This window comes from Synechococcus sp. EJ6-Ellesmere, from assembly GCF_024345875.1.
GTDB classification, from domain to species: Bacteria; Cyanobacteriota; Cyanobacteriia; order PCC-6307; family Cyanobiaceae; genus Regnicoccus_A; species Regnicoccus_A antarcticus.
This window is the reverse complement of sequence record NZ_JAGQBY010000087.1, coordinates 1-13,874: the sequence shown is the minus strand read 5'-3', so window position 1 is coordinate 13,874 and position 13,874 is coordinate 1. Positions and strand designations below refer to the sequence as shown.

The 13,874-nt window shown below is 67.3% G+C and carries 17 protein-coding genes and 1 pseudogene; 6 read left to right on the top strand and 12 right to left on the bottom strand.

Annotated features, from left to right (window positions below):
* Positions 1–398, top strand: a pseudogene (locus KBY78_RS10595) (dienelactone hydrolase); the annotation flags it as partial.
* A 16-nt stretch (positions 399–414) separates the two neighbouring features.
* On the opposite strand, the gene KBY78_RS10590 reads toward KBY78_RS10595, so the two are convergent.
* Positions 415–1,449 carry an LCP family protein gene (locus KBY78_RS10590; RefSeq protein WP_255143558.1) on the bottom strand — a complete coding sequence of 345 codons (1,035 nt, stop codon included), beginning with the start codon at positions 1,447–1,449 and terminating at the stop codon, positions 415–417.
* Positions 1,450–1,511: 62 nt separating this feature from the next.
* Entirely contained in the window at positions 1,512–2,699 is a 1,188-nt protein-coding gene (gene purT, locus KBY78_RS10585; RefSeq protein WP_255143557.1) for a formate-dependent phosphoribosylglycinamide formyltransferase, read from the bottom strand.
* A gap of 73 nt (positions 2,700–2,772) precedes the next feature.
* Between purT and KBY78_RS10580 the strand changes: the two genes are divergently transcribed.
* Entirely contained in the window at positions 2,773–2,934 is a 162-nt protein-coding gene (locus KBY78_RS10580; RefSeq protein ID WP_006172711.1) for a hypothetical protein, read from the top strand.
* An 18-nt stretch (positions 2,935–2,952) separates the two neighbouring features.
* On the opposite strand, the gene KBY78_RS10575 is transcribed toward KBY78_RS10580, so the two are convergent.
* The 3 genes from KBY78_RS10575 to KBY78_RS10565 all read right to left on the bottom strand — a co-directional run bounded on the left by KBY78_RS10575 (position 2,953) and on the right by KBY78_RS10565 (position 4,659).
* Positions 2,953–3,195 (bottom strand): hypothetical protein, encoded by a 243-nt coding sequence (locus KBY78_RS10575; protein WP_197166603.1) that lies wholly within the window; start codon positions 3,193–3,195, stop codon positions 2,953–2,955.
* A 52-nt stretch (positions 3,196–3,247) separates the two neighbouring features.
* Positions 3,248–4,333 (bottom strand): phospho-N-acetylmuramoyl-pentapeptide-transferase, encoded by a 1,086-nt coding sequence (mraY, locus tag KBY78_RS10570; RefSeq protein ID WP_255143560.1) that lies wholly within the window; start codon positions 4,331–4,333, stop codon positions 3,248–3,250.
* Between the two features lie 74 nt (positions 4,334–4,407).
* A complete protein-coding gene (locus tag KBY78_RS10565; RefSeq protein WP_006172708.1) occupies positions 4,408–4,659 on the bottom strand; it encodes a DUF3134 domain-containing protein in 252 nt (83 codons plus the stop codon).
* A gap of 71 nt (positions 4,660–4,730) precedes the next feature.
* On the opposite strand from KBY78_RS10565, the gene KBY78_RS10560 reads away from it, so the two are divergent.
* Positions 4,731–4,994 (top strand): hypothetical protein, encoded by a 264-nt coding sequence (locus KBY78_RS10560; protein ID WP_255143556.1) that lies wholly within the window; start codon positions 4,731–4,733, stop codon positions 4,992–4,994.
* Between the two features lie 4 nt (positions 4,995–4,998).
* Complete coding sequence (locus KBY78_RS10555; RefSeq protein WP_255143555.1) at positions 4,999–6,222, top strand: argininosuccinate synthase; 1,224 nt, start codon at positions 4,999–5,001, stop codon at positions 6,220–6,222.
* A 24-nt stretch (positions 6,223–6,246) separates the two neighbouring features.
* On the opposite strand, the gene KBY78_RS10550 is transcribed toward KBY78_RS10555, so the two are convergent.
* The 4 genes from KBY78_RS10550 to KBY78_RS10535 all read right to left on the bottom strand — a co-directional run bounded on the left by KBY78_RS10550 (position 6,247) and on the right by KBY78_RS10535 (position 8,713).
* Entirely contained in the window at positions 6,247–6,705 is a 459-nt protein-coding gene (locus KBY78_RS10550) for a hypothetical protein (protein ID WP_255143554.1), read from the bottom strand.
* A 68-nt stretch (positions 6,706–6,773) separates the two neighbouring features.
* Positions 6,774–7,127, bottom strand: a complete 354-nt coding sequence (gene rpsF / locus KBY78_RS10545; RefSeq protein WP_255143553.1) for a 30S ribosomal protein S6 — start codon at positions 7,125–7,127, stop codon at positions 6,774–6,776.
* 117 nt (positions 7,128–7,244) lie between these two features.
* Positions 7,245–7,712, bottom strand: a complete 468-nt coding sequence (locus tag KBY78_RS10540) for a Tic20 family protein (RefSeq protein WP_006172703.1) — start codon at positions 7,710–7,712, stop codon at positions 7,245–7,247.
* 62 nt (positions 7,713–7,774) lie between these two features.
* Positions 7,775–8,713 carry a shikimate dehydrogenase gene (locus tag KBY78_RS10535; RefSeq protein WP_255143552.1) on the bottom strand — a complete coding sequence of 313 codons (939 nt, stop codon included), beginning with the start codon at positions 8,711–8,713 and terminating at the stop codon, positions 7,775–7,777.
* A 154-nt stretch (positions 8,714–8,867) separates the two neighbouring features.
* On the opposite strand from KBY78_RS10535, the gene dnaK reads away from it, so the two are divergent.
* Entirely contained in the window at positions 8,868–10,787 is a 1,920-nt protein-coding gene (gene dnaK / locus KBY78_RS10530; RefSeq protein WP_255143551.1) for a molecular chaperone DnaK, read from the top strand.
* A gap of 122 nt (positions 10,788–10,909) precedes the next feature.
* Here dnaK and pstS read toward each other — a convergent pair whose 3' ends face one another.
* From pstS to psbQ, 3 genes are all read right to left on the bottom strand, one after another.
* A complete protein-coding gene (pstS, locus tag KBY78_RS10525; RefSeq protein ID WP_255143550.1) occupies positions 10,910–11,950 on the bottom strand; it encodes a phosphate ABC transporter substrate-binding protein PstS in 1,041 nt (346 codons plus the stop codon).
* A gap of 67 nt (positions 11,951–12,017) precedes the next feature.
* Entirely contained in the window at positions 12,018–13,088 is a 1,071-nt protein-coding gene (locus tag KBY78_RS10520) for an FAD-binding oxidoreductase (protein ID WP_255143549.1), read from the bottom strand.
* 44 nt (positions 13,089–13,132) lie between these two features.
* On the bottom strand, positions 13,133–13,639 hold the full coding sequence (gene psbQ / locus KBY78_RS10515; RefSeq protein WP_399215715.1) for a photosystem II protein PsbQ: 507 nt from the start codon (positions 13,637–13,639) through the stop codon (positions 13,133–13,135).
* A gap of 107 nt (positions 13,640–13,746) precedes the next feature.
* On the opposite strand from psbQ, the gene KBY78_RS10510 reads away from it, so the two are divergent.
* Positions 13,747–13,874: ACT domain-containing protein (locus KBY78_RS10510; RefSeq protein ID WP_255143559.1), on the top strand; the 128-nt coding region annotated here is incomplete at its 3' end.

The following is a 13,874-nucleotide window of genomic DNA, read 5'->3' as shown; positions in this document are numbered from 1 at the left end:
GGGGTGTGGCGGTGAGTCCGCCGATGTCGCTGCTGTTCGACACCGGAGCGGGACAGGGCATGAACGCCCGCGTCTTGCTGGTGAGCGGCACCCGCGACTGGGTAGTGCCACCGGATCCGGAAGCGATCCGGCCCATGCGCCGGGAGGCCAGCCGTGGCGGGGGTGGCCATCGCCTCGTGCTGGTCCGTGGTGGCGATCACTTCAACCTGGGCTCCACCCTGGCGGAGGGCGGGGGTGCTCTTCGAGGGTTGCTTCTGGCCTGGACCAACGGCGGCTTCGCCGCCGGTGCCGCTGCTCAACCCGGCCCGGGGGCTCCCGACCTGCTGCCCGCCAATGGCTGGGGTGACGCCGGTATGGCCTTGGTGGAGATCACCCCGGCTCAGCTGGGGTCTCCCTGACCCGGACACTGAAGATTCAGGGGCTGGATTCCGCTTCGCCGGTTTCCGGCTCCAGGGACGCGGCGTGCTCGGCGTTCAGATCCGGCATCCAGTAGCTCAGATCGTCGTGCCAGTACAGACGGCCCGCCAGCCGATCGGTGCTGAGCCTGGTGTTGCCCAGCTTGCTGATCAGGTTCCCCAGCTCCAGGGGAGAGAGATCGGTGCTGATGTCGTTGCCGGCGATCCGAAGCAGCTCCGGCAGGCGTGTCACGACGCTGGGCTGGGCCAGTTTGCGGAACACCTCCCGGATCACCAGTTGCTGGCGTTCCCTCCGGCCAATGTCGCCCAGCTCGTCGTGGCGGAAGCGCAGAGACCCCTCGAGGTCCTTGCCCTTGAGTAACTGCAGGCCTGGGTAGAGATCGATGTAGAGACCCTGGCGGCTGTCGGTGTAGTACATCCGCTTGGGCACATCCACCTCGACACCCCCCAGGGCTTCGGCAAGGTTCTGCACCGCATCCAGATTCACTAGCAGATAACGGTCGACCGGGGTGGAGAGCAAGGTGGTGAGCTCCTCCTTGACTGCCTCCACCCCACCGGAGGCGTAAAGGGCGTTGGCCTTGAGCACACCGAAGCGACTCGATTCGATGAACGTGTCCCGAGGCACCTGGGTGAGCTTGGTGGTGCCGTCGTGGATGTCGACGACCACCATCACGTCGGTGCTGCCGCTGATCTGGTCGGAGCCCAGGATCAAGATGCGGTGCTGGTCGACGGGGAGCGCCGGCACCAGCTTGCCGAGAGTTGGTGCCGTGTGGTTCAGTGCCGCCAGGACGGGACCGATCAGCCGTGGCAATGGCCCCGCCAGGCCATAGCCCAGGCCGATGCCGCTGGCGAAGGCCAACAGGATGGCCGGGCGCAGGGCACGCCTGAGCGAACCCATGGGCTTGGGTTTGGTCTCGCCGCGCCCCTGGCGACGGCTGAGGGCAATCACCGTGGCGGCGGCTCGCTCAGCCTGATTGGCAGCGTCGACCTTGCCGGCGGCTGGACGGTTGGGGCGACGCTGGGCCTGGGCCATGGGGAATCCTGACCGGCGCACCATAAAACCGAAAACGGCTGAAGGCCAGGGGGCAGCGCTGCTCAGCTTGCCGCGACCACTGTGATCTTTCCGGCGGCACGATCAGCCCGTGTCCTTGCTTCGGCCACGTCCGCCCCGGCGGCCAGGGCCACCCCCATGCGGCGATTGGGGCGGGCGTTGGGTTTGCCGAAGAGCAGCACCTGAGTGTCTGGCTCTGCCAGGGCTTCGGCCACGCCGGTGTAAGCCACGGCGTCGAGGGTCTGATCCGCCAGGATCACCCGGCTGGCGGCGGCTGAGCTGGAGCGGATCGCGGGGATCGGCAGGCCCAGCACCGCCCGCAGGTGCAGCTCGAATTCGCTCAGGTTCTGCCCCATCAGGGTGACGAGGCCAGTGTCGTGGGGGCGGGGGGAGAGCTCGGAGAAGACCACCTCCTCCCGGCCTGGTTCGCCGCAGAGGAAGAACTCCACCCCGAACAGCCCGGCGCCCCCCAGTTCGTCGGTGACGGCCAGGGCCATGGCCTGGGCGGCCGCCAGCTGCGCTTCGCCGAGGCCTGCCGGCTGCCAGCTGCATTGGTAGTCGCCGCGTTCCTGCACATGGCCGATCGGCGGGCAGAAGAGGGTGGGGCCCGACCAGGGCCTGACCGTGAGCAGGGTGATCTCCAGCTCGAAGGACAGGAACTCCTCCACGATCACTCGGGCGCCGGCACCCCGGGCCCCATCCAGGGCCGCCTGCCAGGCGGCGGCCAGGCCGTCCTCTGATCGCACCACGCTCTGGCCCTTGCCGGAGGAGCTCATCACCGGCTTCACCACCACGGGCCAGCCCAGGGGAGCCGCGGCCGTCGCCAGCTCCTCGGCACTCTCGGCGTAGGCGAAGCGGGCCGTACGCAGGCCGAGCGTGCCGGCAGCCAGATCCCGGATCCGGTCGCGGTTCATGGTCACGGCCGTGGCACGGGCGGTGGGAATCACCGTGATCCCCTCCGCTTCGATTGCGGCCAGGGCATCCACGGCCAGGGCCTCGATTTCCGGGATGACCAGATCGGGGCGGTGGCGCCTCACGACTGCCTTGAGGGCCTCCGGGTCGGTCATGGCGATCACCTCCGCCTGATCGGCCACCTGCATCGCCGGCGCACCGGGATAACGGTCGACGGCGATGACCCGGCAGCCCAGCCGCTGGGCGGCGATGGCCACCTCCTTGCCCAGTTCACCGCTGCCCAGCAGCATCAGGGTTCGCGGGAAGGGGGCTGCGGCCATGGGCTTGTGGAGATCTTTCCCGATCTTCGCCCCCGGCAAAGCCTGCTAGAGAAGGCATCCGCGCCCGACCACCTTGCTGAGCCTGCTGTTCGCCTTCTCCACCGCCGGTGATGCCGATGCCGGCCTGGTGTTCGGCCAGGACATCGCCACGTTCCAGAAGTGGGCCCTGATCTATCTGGTGCTCTCTTCGCTGGGGTTCGTGGCCGTATGGGTGGTGGGTTACCTGCGCCGCTGAGGCCCCGCCGGGAACCGCTCAGGTCCCCGGGATCAGATCCAGCTGGCGCACCGGCGGCTCCTCGCTGATGAACCCGTAGGCCTCGAACACACCCGCATCGGGATGGGTGATGTGCTGCCCGTCGCTGTGCCGCTCCAGGCTGAACCCCTCAGCGGCCATGCGCCGCATCAGGGCCGCCGCCTCCTCGAAGCGGGCCGCCATGGCCTCGAGGCTGGCGCAGTCGGCGGTCAGACCCTGTTCCTTCCAGGTGAAGTAGGCCACTTCAGACTCCCGTTTCTTCATTCACCTCTCAAGTCTGCTGCTGCCGATCCGCTCAGGGCAACAGCAGCAATCCCAGCAGCACCAGCAGCGCGCTCGCCCCCCAGAAGCGCACCACCACCGTCAGCTCGGGCAGGCCCCCCAGTTCGAAATGGTGATGCAGCGGTGCCATGCGGAACAGGCGGCGGCCCTGGCCATCGGGCCCCTTGGTGGCCTTGAACACCCACACCTGCAGGATCACCGAGAGCGATTCCGCCAGGAACACGCCTCCCATCAGCAGCAGCGGCCAGAGGCTGTCGCTGAGCAGGGCCACCGCGCTCAGGGCCGCACCCATGGCCAGCGAGCCGGTGTCGCCCATGAACACCCGGGCCGGGTGGCGGTTGTGGGCCAGGAACCCCAGCCAGGCCCCGGCCATGGCGGCGCAGAAGCCGGCCATGGCCGGATCCCCCAGGGACCCCCGCAACATCAGCTGGGCGCCGAAGCCGGTGAAGACGATGGCGCCGCAGCCGGCCGCCAGGCCATCGAGGCCGTCGGTGAGGTTGGTGGCGTTGCTCTCCGCCAGGAACACGAACAACCCCAGGGGCAGGATCAGCAGACCGAGGGGCAGCACCCAGCCCAGGGCCAGGGAGACATCGGGGTGGATCCAGAGGTTCCGCTGGGCCCAGGCCAGGAACAGGGCCGCCGCCAGGGCCTGAAGCAGCAGTTTGCCCCGGGGGGTCAGGCCGGTGTTGGTCTGGCGGGTGAGGCTGCGCCAGTCGTCGATGCCGCCGATGGCCAGGTAGGCCAGGGTGATTGCCGCCACCGCCAGCAGCCGGTCATCGCCGGGGGAGACCAGTCCCCCCACGATCACCCCTGCCGGCACCGCCAGCAGGCCGCCCATGGTGGGCGTTCCGGCCTTGCCGTGGTGGGCTTGGGGGCCTTCCTCCCGGATCACCTGGCCGAGTTTCAGGGCCCGCAGTCGGGGCACCCCCCAGTGGCAGAGCGCCCAGCTCACCAGGGCGGCCACCAGCAGGGGCGGTGTGAGCTGGGGAGCGCCGCTGAGGCCGTCGCAGAGCACGCAGACAATCAGCAGGCCCAGGGTCAGTCCCAGGGCACTGAGCCGACCATCGACTGGGGCTGCGGTGGCCCCTGGGGCCGGCACTGGGTTTGTTCGGGCCAAGACTCCGGGCGCCGCCGTGGCGCTGTGGCGATGCGGCCGGACCTTAGGTCAGGATCTCAATCTTCCCAGTTCTCATCCGACTGCTCATCGGCCTGGTTGTACTCCTCCTTCTCGCCCATCAGAGCCGAGAGCTCCTCTTCTTCCACCGTGCTCACATCCGGAGCGGCGGTTTCCTCATCGGCCACCAGGCGGCCACTGCTCTCCAGCCAGCTGAGCAGATCGGGCTCATCCCGCAAGGGCAGCACCGGCGCCGGCTCATCCCGCCGGTAGCGGGTGAGGGAGGGGTTGATGCTGTCGAGGGTGCTCATGGAAAGCCTGTGAAGCGTGCAACCGTTGGACGCCGATCGACCACCATAAGCCAGCACCCCGAACCATCCCCGTGGCCGACAGCAAACTCCTTTCGCTGTTCCTGGGCTGGAGCCTGGCTCTGTTGATCAGTGCCCTGCTGGTGTCGGCCGGCCAGCGCTGGCCCGAACCCCTGGCCGTGGTGCCCTGGAAGGTGTGGGCTCTGGTGCTGATCCCACCGCTGCTGATGGGGGCATGGATCGCCAGCCGCTGGGACCGGGTGCCGGCCGCAGCCGCGGGCCGCTCCGGTGACGGTGACGAGGGACAATCCTGCAACAGCTCGCACGTACAGGACTGAGGGGATGGCAAAGGAGCAGGGCGCCAGGGCAAAGCGGGTGGTGCTCGCCTACTCCGGCGGGGTGGATACCAGTGTCTGCATTCCCTACCTCAAGCAGGAATGGGGCGTGGAGGAGGTGATCACCTTCGCCGCCGATCTCGGACAGGGCGACGAGTTGGAGCCGATCCGCCAGAAGGCGCTCGACTCCGGCGCCAGCCAGTCGATCGTGGGGGATCTGATCGATCCCTTCATCCGCGAGTTCGCGTTCCCCGCCATCCGCGCCAATGCTCTCTACGAGGGGCGCTATCCCCTCTCCACAGCCCTGGCCCGTCCCCTGATCGCCCGCCGGCTGGTGGAGGTGGCGCGGGAGCAGGGCGCCGATGCCGTTGCCCATGGCTGCACGGGCAAAGGCAATGATCAGGTGCGTTTCGATGTGGCGATCGGTGCCCTGGCTCCCGATCTGAAGGTGCTCACCCCGGCGAGGGAATGGGCCATGAGCCGTGAGGAAACGATTGCCTACGGCGAGCGCTGCGGCATCCCGGCGCCGGTGAGCAAGAAGAATCCCTATTCGATCGATCTGAACCTGCTGGGCCGCAGCATCGAGGCGGGTCCGCTGGAGGATCCGATGGTGGAGCCCCCCGAAGAGGTGTTTGCCATGACCCGCTCGATCCGCGACACCCCGGATGAGCCCCAGGTGGTGGAGATCAGCTTCGAGCAGGGCAATCCGGTGGCGATTGATGGCGTCAGCCTCGATCCGGTCGGTGTGATCCGCCGCGCCAATGAGGTTGCTGGCCTCCATGGCTTCGGCCGCCTCGACATCATCGAGAACAGGGTGGTGGGGATCAAGTCAAGAGAGATCTATGAAACGCCAGGCCTGCTGCTGCTGATCCGTGCCCACCAGGAGCTGGAGAGCCTCACCCTGGCTGCTGACGTGGTGCGTTACAAGCGCCAGATCGAATCCAGCTGGGCTGATCTCGTCTATCAGGGTCTCTGGTTCGGTCCACTCAAGCAGGCCCTTGATGGTTTCCTGGATTGCACCCAGGCCACGGTCAACGGCGTGGTGCGTCTGCGCCTGCACAAGGGCAATGCGGTGGTGATCGGTCGTGCCAGCAGCAGCGACAGCCTGTATGTGCCCGCCATGGCCACCTATGGCAGTGACGATCGCTTCGATCACCGGGCCGCCGAGGGATTCATCTATGTGTGGGGGATGCCCACGCGCCTCTGGGCGGCCAGTCGGCGTCAGGCTTGAGGCAGCACCGCCAGGCGAGGAGACTTAACGCCTAAGCCAACGCTGTCGCAGGGCCCGTAATGGCGCCAGTGCTTCCTGCTGGCTTGACTCTGAGGCTGGCCTGCGCTCGCTCTCGGGGTCGGGCGGGGGAGGTGGTGGTGCCGGAGGGAGCAGGCGCCTGGCCTGCTCCCTGAGGGCCTGATTGTCCTGGGCCAGCAGCAGCTGCTGATCGAGCAGGGGCTGCAGGCGCTGATGAAATTTTCGCTCGAAGATCTGGGGCAGATCCCTGATCAGCTCCTCGAGATCGGCCAGTTGGCGTCGCGCCCGGTCAAGGTCCTGCTGGCAGGTCAACAGCTGGGCCTTGGTGGCCTCCAACTCCAGAGTTGCCTCTCTCAGGGCGTTTCTCAGCCGGTCTTCCGGTTTCTGCGACTCCGGCTCTGGGCTGCGCAGTTCGGCCGGAATCGGCACCGGCGTGTTTCCTGGCCTGTGGAGGTCTGTAGCCATGAGCTCGCCAGGGATGAGGGCTGACCCATCATCCCCAGATTGGGCGGGATCCGTCGATCCGTGCTGGCTCAGCTCTCGGCTGCCACAGGCTCGGCTGCCGCAGGAGCACTGCGGGGGGTGGGCAGCGGACCGTCCTGCTTGACGGTGAGGTAGCGGATCACGTCCTCGCTGAGGCGCATGGCGCGCTCAAGCAGGGCCACCTGCTGGCCGTCACCGTCGTGGTTGAGCTGAACGTAAATGCCTTCGCGGTGCTTGGCGATCGTGTAGGCCAGGCGGCGCTTGCCGCGCATCTGGCAATCGAGCACTTCAGCGCCTGCTTCGCTGAGCAGATCGCGGTACTTGGCCACATGGGTTTCCACCTCTTCCTCCGGGATGTCCGGACGAAGGATGTACATGGTTTCGTAGTAAGGCTTCTGCGACATGGGGGGCTGAGGCTCCGTGATGGGCTCGTGGGAGGCCGGCGGCAGAGCGCTGCCAGCAACGGATCAATCACCCTACCTGCCGGTCTTCTCCCTCTCCCCACGCTCCCGCCAGTGACGTCAATAGAGCTGCATCCGCACCGCTTCCGAGACGGTGGGGATGTCGGGTTCACGGCCACGGATGCTCTGCACCACCGAGAACACCACCAGCAGCAGGGTGCCCAGAAACACGGTGTTGCTGAGGGTGCGCAAAGCAAAGCCTCCCCCCAGCGGGCGCAGCAGAACGCTGAAGGCCAGCGACAGCAGGATCAGCACGATGTCGATCAGGATCGCCTGCAGCACGTTGAAGCGAATGAAGTAGGGCACCCGGGCATTGCGCACCACCGCCAGGAACAGCACCAGGAAGAGCAGAAAGCCCCCGAAGGGAATCTGCTGCTGCAGGGCCATCAGCGGCAGGGCCGGCAGCACCAGCCACTGCAGGGCCGGCACCAGGCTGAACAGGGCCTCACCGAAAGGCACCCCATCACTCCAGGGCAGCAGATAGGCCAGTACGGCCAGGAGCCGTTGCCAGAGCGGGGGGCCTTCCATGGATGCGGGACTGGGTGGCTGCACTCCGCCCAGGCTAGGGGGAGAGCTCACGTGGGCCGGTGTCAGGCGTTGCCCAGCTGATCGAGGGCGGCCTGGCGCATCGCCGCCAGCGGCAGCGGCATGGGCTCGGAGTGGCCTCGCTCTGGCTCACCGAGCCAGAGCCGCAGGGCGGCGGCCCCTTGCTGCACCAGCATCTCCAGGCCATCGAGCACACCGCAGCCCCGCTGACGGCCCTCCTGCAGCAGGCGGCTTGGCCGGGGGGTGTAGATCAGGTCGTAGATCAGGCTGCCCGCACGCAGAGCGTCGAGCTCAGCCGCATCCAGAGGGCAGGCGCTGGAGCTGGCTCCCATGCCCACCGGGGTGGTATTGACCACCAGATCGGCCTCAGCCAGTGCCTTGATCAGATCGCCGCGCTCACCGGCCGCTGCCGGCCAGGCCACCCCACTCAGCTGCGCTGCCCAGGACCCGCACTCCGCCTGAAACGCCGCCAGGGCATCGGGCCGCCGCCCGGCCAGCTGAATGCGCTCCAGTCCCAGCTCCACCAGTGCCGCCACCACAGCCCGGGCACTGCCGCCGCAGCCCAGCACCAGGGCCCGCCCCCCCGCCAGGTCCGGCACCGAAACCCCTTCCGCGTTGGCGATGCCACGCAGCGGCGCCAGGAAGCCCTCCACGTCGGTGTTGGTGCCCAGCCAGCCGCCGCCCTCGCGCCGCACCAGGGTGTTCACGGCCCCGACCCGCCGGGCCAGGGGGGTGAGCTCCGCCGCCAGCTCCGCCACCGCCCGCTTGTGGTGCAGCGTCACGTTCAGCCCGTGGCAGTCGATGGCCTCCAGCGCCCTCACCACCGCCGCCAGATCATTGGCCTCCACCAGCAGGGCCAGATAGACCCAGTCGAGGCCCAACTGCCGGAGGGCGGCGTTGTGCATGGCCGGCGAAAGAGAATGGCGAATCGGATCGCCGAGAACGGCCACGAGCGAGGTGTGGGCGGAGATCTCAGGGGGCATGGCGGCTGGGGTCTGGGGCGATGCCGGCAGCGAAATGTACGGGTCTGGCCGCCGCCCGCCCGCCCACTGTTCGGAAACCACACCTCGCCTGCGGTGGCCCCCACTGCTGAAGATGCATGGGACAGAACATTCAATTCAGAGGAGGTGAGAACCCATGGGCAAGGTTGTCGGCATTGACCTGGGCACGACGAACAGCTGCGTGGCGGTGATGGAGGGCGGCAAGCCCACTGTTATCGCCAACGCAGAAGGGTTCCGGACCACACCATCAGTGGTGGCCTACACCAAAAACCAGGATCAGCTGGTGGGCCAGATCGCCAAGCGCCAGGCGGTGATGAACCCTGAGAACACCTTCTACTCGGTGAAGCGGTTCATCGGCCGCCGGGTCGATGAGGTGAACGAAGAATCGAAGGAAGTGAGCTATGGCGTCGAGAAGGCGGGCGCCAATGTGAAGGTGAAGTGCCCGGTGCTGAACAAGCAGTTCGCCCCTGAAGAGGTGAGCGCCCAGGTGCTGCGCAAGCTGGCCGACGACGCCGGCAAGTACCTCGGTGAAACCGTCACCCAGGCGGTGATCACGGTGCCGGCCTACTTCAACGACTCCCAGCGTCAGGCCACCAAGGATGCCGGCAAGATCGCCGGCCTCGAGGTGCTGCGCATCATCAACGAGCCCACGGCGGCGGCCCTGGCCTACGGCCTGGATCGCAAGAGCAACGAGCGCATCCTGGTCTTCGACCTGGGCGGCGGCACGTTCGACGTCTCGGTGCTCGAGGTGGGCGATGGCGTCTTCGAGGTGCTCTCCACCAGTGGCGACACCCACCTGGGCGGCGACGACTTCGACAAGGTGATCGTCGATCATCTGGCCGCCAGCTTCAAGGCCAATGAGGGCATCGATCTGCGCCAGGACAAGCAGGCCCTGCAACGCCTGACCGAGGCGGCCGAGAAGGCCAAGATCGAGCTCTCCAGTGCCACCCAGAGCGAGATCAACCTGCCGTTCATCACGGCCACTCCCGAGGGTCCCAAGCACCTCGATCTCACCCTCACCCGGGCGAAATTCGAGGAGCTGGCCTCCAAGCTGATCGACCGCTGCCGAGTGCCGGTGGAGCAGGCGCTCAAGGACGCCAAGCTCTCCTCGTCAGAGCTCGATGAAGTGGTGATGGTGGGTGGTTCCCCCCGCATCCCCGCCGTGCTTGAGCTGGTCAAGCGGGTCACCGGCAAGGAGCCCAACCAGACGGTGAACCCCGATGAGGTGGTGGCCGTGGGTGCCGCGATCCAGGGCGGCGTGCTGGCCGGTGAGGTGAAGGACATCCTTCTCCTCGATGTCACCCCGCTGTCGCTGGGCGTCGAAACCCTGGGTGGCGTGATGACCAAGATGATCACCCGCAACACCACCATCCCCACCAAGAAAGCCGAGGTGTACTCCACCGCGGTGGATGGACAGACCAACGTCGAGATCCACGTGCTTCAGGGTGAGCGCGAACTTGCCTCCGACAACAAGAGTCTCGGCACCTTCCGCCTCGACGGCATCCCGCCGTCGCCCCGCGGCGTCCCCCAGATCGAGGTCACCTTCGACATCGACGCCAACGGCATCCTCAGCGTCACCGCCAAGGACAAGGGCAGCGGCAAGGAGCAGAGCATCTCGATCACCGGGGCTTCCACCCTCAGTGAGACCGAGGTGGAGAAGATGGTGAAGGATGCCGAGACCAACTCGGCGGCCGACAAGGAGAAGCGCGAGCGCATCGACCTGAAGAACCAGGCCGAAACTCTCCTCTACCAGTCGGAGAAGCAGGTCACCGACCTGGGCGACAAGGTGAGCGCTGAGGTGAAAACCAAGATGGAGGAGAAGCGCCAGCAGCTCCAGGAGGCTCTCGACAAGGAGGACTACGAGGCCATGAAGACCCGACTCGAGGAGCTCCAGAAAGAGCTCTATGAAGTGGGCGCCTCCGTCTACCAGCAGGCCGGCGCTGAAGCTGGTGCCAGCGCTGGAGAACCCGGCGGCAATGGTGCTGCCGGCGCCACGTCGTCCTCAGGCCCCAGTGCCGATGATGTGATCGACGCCGAGTTCACCGAGAGCAAGTGATCGACCCGTGATCGTGGCCGGGTGGCCGCTGACGCTGCCCGGCTCGATCGTTGATCTTGGCCTCAACCAGGAAAGCCCTCTTTGCACTGCAAAGAGGGCTTTTTGCTGCTCCGGGATCGGTTTCAGGTCCCGGAACGTTCAACTGGCGCGAATGCGTTGCCGATGCTGGCCACTGCTTCCTTGGCGCGGGTCACCACTTCGGGCGGCAGGCTCACGTAGCCCAGTTCGGGGGCCAGCGACTGGGCCTTGGCCGAGAGGGTGTGCTCGAACACCTTCTGAAGCAGCGCGGTCTTGTCACCGTTGCCGCTCTTGTAGAGCAGGATCCAGGTGAAGGTCACGATCGGGTAGCCGGCGGCTGGATTGGGATCGCTGCCCACCAGATCCGGACCGATGTCGATCGAGCCCAGGGCGGCACTGGCGGTTTCGTTCGTCGGTTTGAGCATCTCACCGGTCTTGTTCTGCACGGCCGCCGCCTGCAGTTCCCCTTGCACGTAGGCGGTTTCCACGTAGCCGATGCCGCCGGGTGTCTGCTTCAAGGTGGCGGCAATGCCTTCATTTCCTTTGGCACCCACACCGGTGGGCCAGGCCACCGACTTGGCCGCCCCAGGTCCGTTTTTCCACTCGTCGCTGAAGGCCGCCAGGCTGTTGGTGAAGTTGTAGGTGGTGCCGGATCCATCGGAGCGGTGCACGATGGTGATCGGCTTGTCGGCGCAGCCCAGATCCTTGTAGTTCTTGATCTTGCCGAGGAACACTCCAACCACCTGCTCCTGGCTGAGCTTGAGATCACAACCCGGCAGGTTGTAGGCCACGGCGATGGCTCCCGCCGTCATCGGGACCTGAATCACTCCCCGCTCGACCTTGGCGATGTCCTTGTCCTTCATCGGGGCGTCGGAGGCGCCGAAATCAATGGTGCCCGCGACGAACTGACGCACACCAGCCCCTGATCCCACCGACTGGTAGTTGACGTTGATGCCCTCGCTGGCCAGATCCTGGAACCAGCGCTGATAGATCGAGGCCGGGAAGGAGGCTCCGGCTCCATTGAGGCTGCCGGTGAGACCGCCGCCGCCGCCGCTGCCTCCCCCGCAGGCGGAGAGGGCCAGGCTGAGCCCGAGCCCCAGGGCAGTCCCGATCGTGGCGAGGGAATTGGGCTGGCTTTGTTTCATGGTGGGGAGAGAACGCTTCGGGCCTGCAGTCACCCGGCGACGCTATCCAGCCAACACCCCGAATACGTTAACGACAGGTAAGGGAACTTTCGATCTGCTCCACGGCCCACTGGGCAGAGGCCGGAGCCAGCAGGACACCGTTGCGATAGTGACCGCACAGCAGCAGCAGTCCTGGCTCCAGATGCTCCAGCAGCGGGGCTGGTCGGCCGATGGGCCTGGCACGCAGTCCCTGCCAGCCGCGGATCACTTCCGCCTCCCTCAGCCAGCCGCAGCCAGGGGCCTCGCCGGCCAGCTGCCGCATCGGCTCCAGCAACTGTGGGTCGGCGTGATCCCCCGGCTCGAGGGTCGCCCCCAGCCAGAGCCCCCCGCCGGGTCGGGGCACCAGGTTGAGGCCCTGCCACACCACAGGGCAGGGCCAGCGGATCGGCACGGAGGTCGCCAGCTCCAGGCACTGGCCCAGTACAGGCTGGTGTGGTCGCTGGTGCCCCAGGGGTGCCAGCAGCCCCTCGCTGGCCAGGCCTGCTGCGACCACCACCCACTCGGCCTCCATGGCCTGCGCTGCTGAGAGGCCGTGCACTCTCCAGCCTGTCGGCTGCCGCTCCAGCCCCACCACCAGGTCGCTGACCAGCTCCAGGCCCTGCTGCAGGCCATCACGGCGAAAGGCGTCCATGGCGGCCAGGGGATCCAGCTGTCCGTCCTGGGCGGAATGGAGGCCGCCCTGGCTGCTCTCGGCATCACCCAGACCCAGGTCCTGCAGCCGCGAAGGCTCCCACCAGCTCAGAGGCAGGCCGAGGGCCTGGCGTTCCTCCAGCAGCTGCCGCAGCCGCTCGGCGTCGCCGGTGTCCCTGGCCAACAGCAGCAAGCCCGACTGGAAGGGGATGGGGCAGCCACGCCCGCTCAGCTTCTGGCGCCATTGAGTCCAGAGGCTCAGGGAGGTCTGGCGCAGGCGCCAGGCGCGGCCCCTGCTGCGCTGGAACACCTGGGCCATCAGCACCCCCAGGGCCGCGGCACTGCCGCTGCGGGACTCCTGCGGATGCGCCCCGTCGGCGTCCGGGGCGATCAGCCGCACCCGATGGCCGCGGCACTGCAGCAGCCAGGCCGTCGCCAGGGCGACGATGCCGCCGCCGATGACAACCACTGAGCTGGGAACGGCCAGAGTCTTCGTTGCCGCCTGGCCGGGGCTCAGGCTGCGGAGCCGCTGGGCAGGGCGGCAGCGGGGAGCACCTCGGCGTAAGAGCCGAAACCGCTGGCCACTTTGATGTAACCCTTGCGCAGCCGTTCTCCGTCCTGGAGGCGGGCGGCCTCATCGAGCTCGGCGAGGGCGCTCTTGAGCTGTTTGGCCAGGGCCGTGGCCCTGGCGCGGTCGGCGGGAAGGAGGCGCTGGTTGATGTAAAGCATTTCGCGACCCACTTCCTGCATCGGGCCGTGAATCAGGTTGCGGGTGAACACCCAGTTCTTCTCGTTCACCAGTGACGCCAGCTCGGGCAGACGGTCCTTGGCGGCAAGGAATCCCTCGGCCTGCCGCTGGATGATCGCCATGTCGGCGGGGCCGATGCTCGGGGGTTTCTTGGCCTGGCCGCCATCGCAGGCCACCAATCCGAAGCTGAGCACGACGGCGAGTGCTCCAAGGGCCAGCCGCCTCAGCGAATGACGAAGGGTGGAAGCCAGCTGAGCGGCCATGGTGAGCACCGAAGTCTGGCGCGACTGTACGCCGCACCAGCATGGCCGTCTGCCCTGCTGGCGACTGGCCTGGGGAGTGCCGGGCACAATGCCCTTCGAGACAGGCCCCGGTGCCGATGAGCGTGCCCACAGCGATTCTGCAGGTGATCTGCCCCGACCGTCCCGGAGTGGTCAGTGCGCTCTCCGGCTGGGTGGCGGCCAACGGTGGCAACATCCGCCATGCCGATCACCACACCGACGCCGG

Bases quoted from the DNA above. Each gene is read 5' to 3' on its own strand.
- KBY78_RS10590 (WP_255143558.1), bottom strand. From the start codon at position 1,449: ATGGCCCAGGCCCAGCGTCGCCCCAACCGTCCAGCCGCCGGCAAGGTC.
- purT (WP_255143557.1), bottom strand. From the start codon at position 2,699: ATGGCCGCAGCCCCCTTCCCGCGAACCCTGATGCTGCTGGGCAGCGGT.
- KBY78_RS10565 (WP_006172708.1), bottom strand. From the start codon at position 4,659: ATGAGCACCCTCGACAGCATCAACCCCTCCCTCACCCGCTACCGGCGG.
- KBY78_RS10555 (WP_255143555.1), top strand. From the start codon at position 4,999: ATGGCAAAGGAGCAGGGCGCCAGGGCAAAGCGGGTGGTGCTCGCCTAC.
- KBY78_RS10550 (WP_255143554.1), bottom strand. From the start codon at position 6,705: ATGGCTACAGACCTCCACAGGCCAGGAAACACGCCGGTGCCGATTCCG.
- rpsF (WP_255143553.1), bottom strand. From the start codon at position 7,127: ATGTCGCAGAAGCCTTACTACGAAACCATGTACATCCTTCGTCCGGAC.
- KBY78_RS10540 (WP_006172703.1), bottom strand. From the start codon at position 7,712: ATGGAAGGCCCCCCGCTCTGGCAACGGCTCCTGGCCGTACTGGCCTAT.
- KBY78_RS10535 (WP_255143552.1), bottom strand. From the start codon at position 8,713: ATGCCCCCTGAGATCTCCGCCCACACCTCGCTCGTGGCCGTTCTCGGC.
- dnaK (WP_255143551.1), top strand. From the start codon at position 8,868: ATGGGCAAGGTTGTCGGCATTGACCTGGGCACGACGAACAGCTGCGTG.
- pstS (WP_255143550.1), bottom strand. From the start codon at position 11,950: ATGAAACAAAGCCAGCCCAATTCCCTCGCCACGATCGGGACTGCCCTG.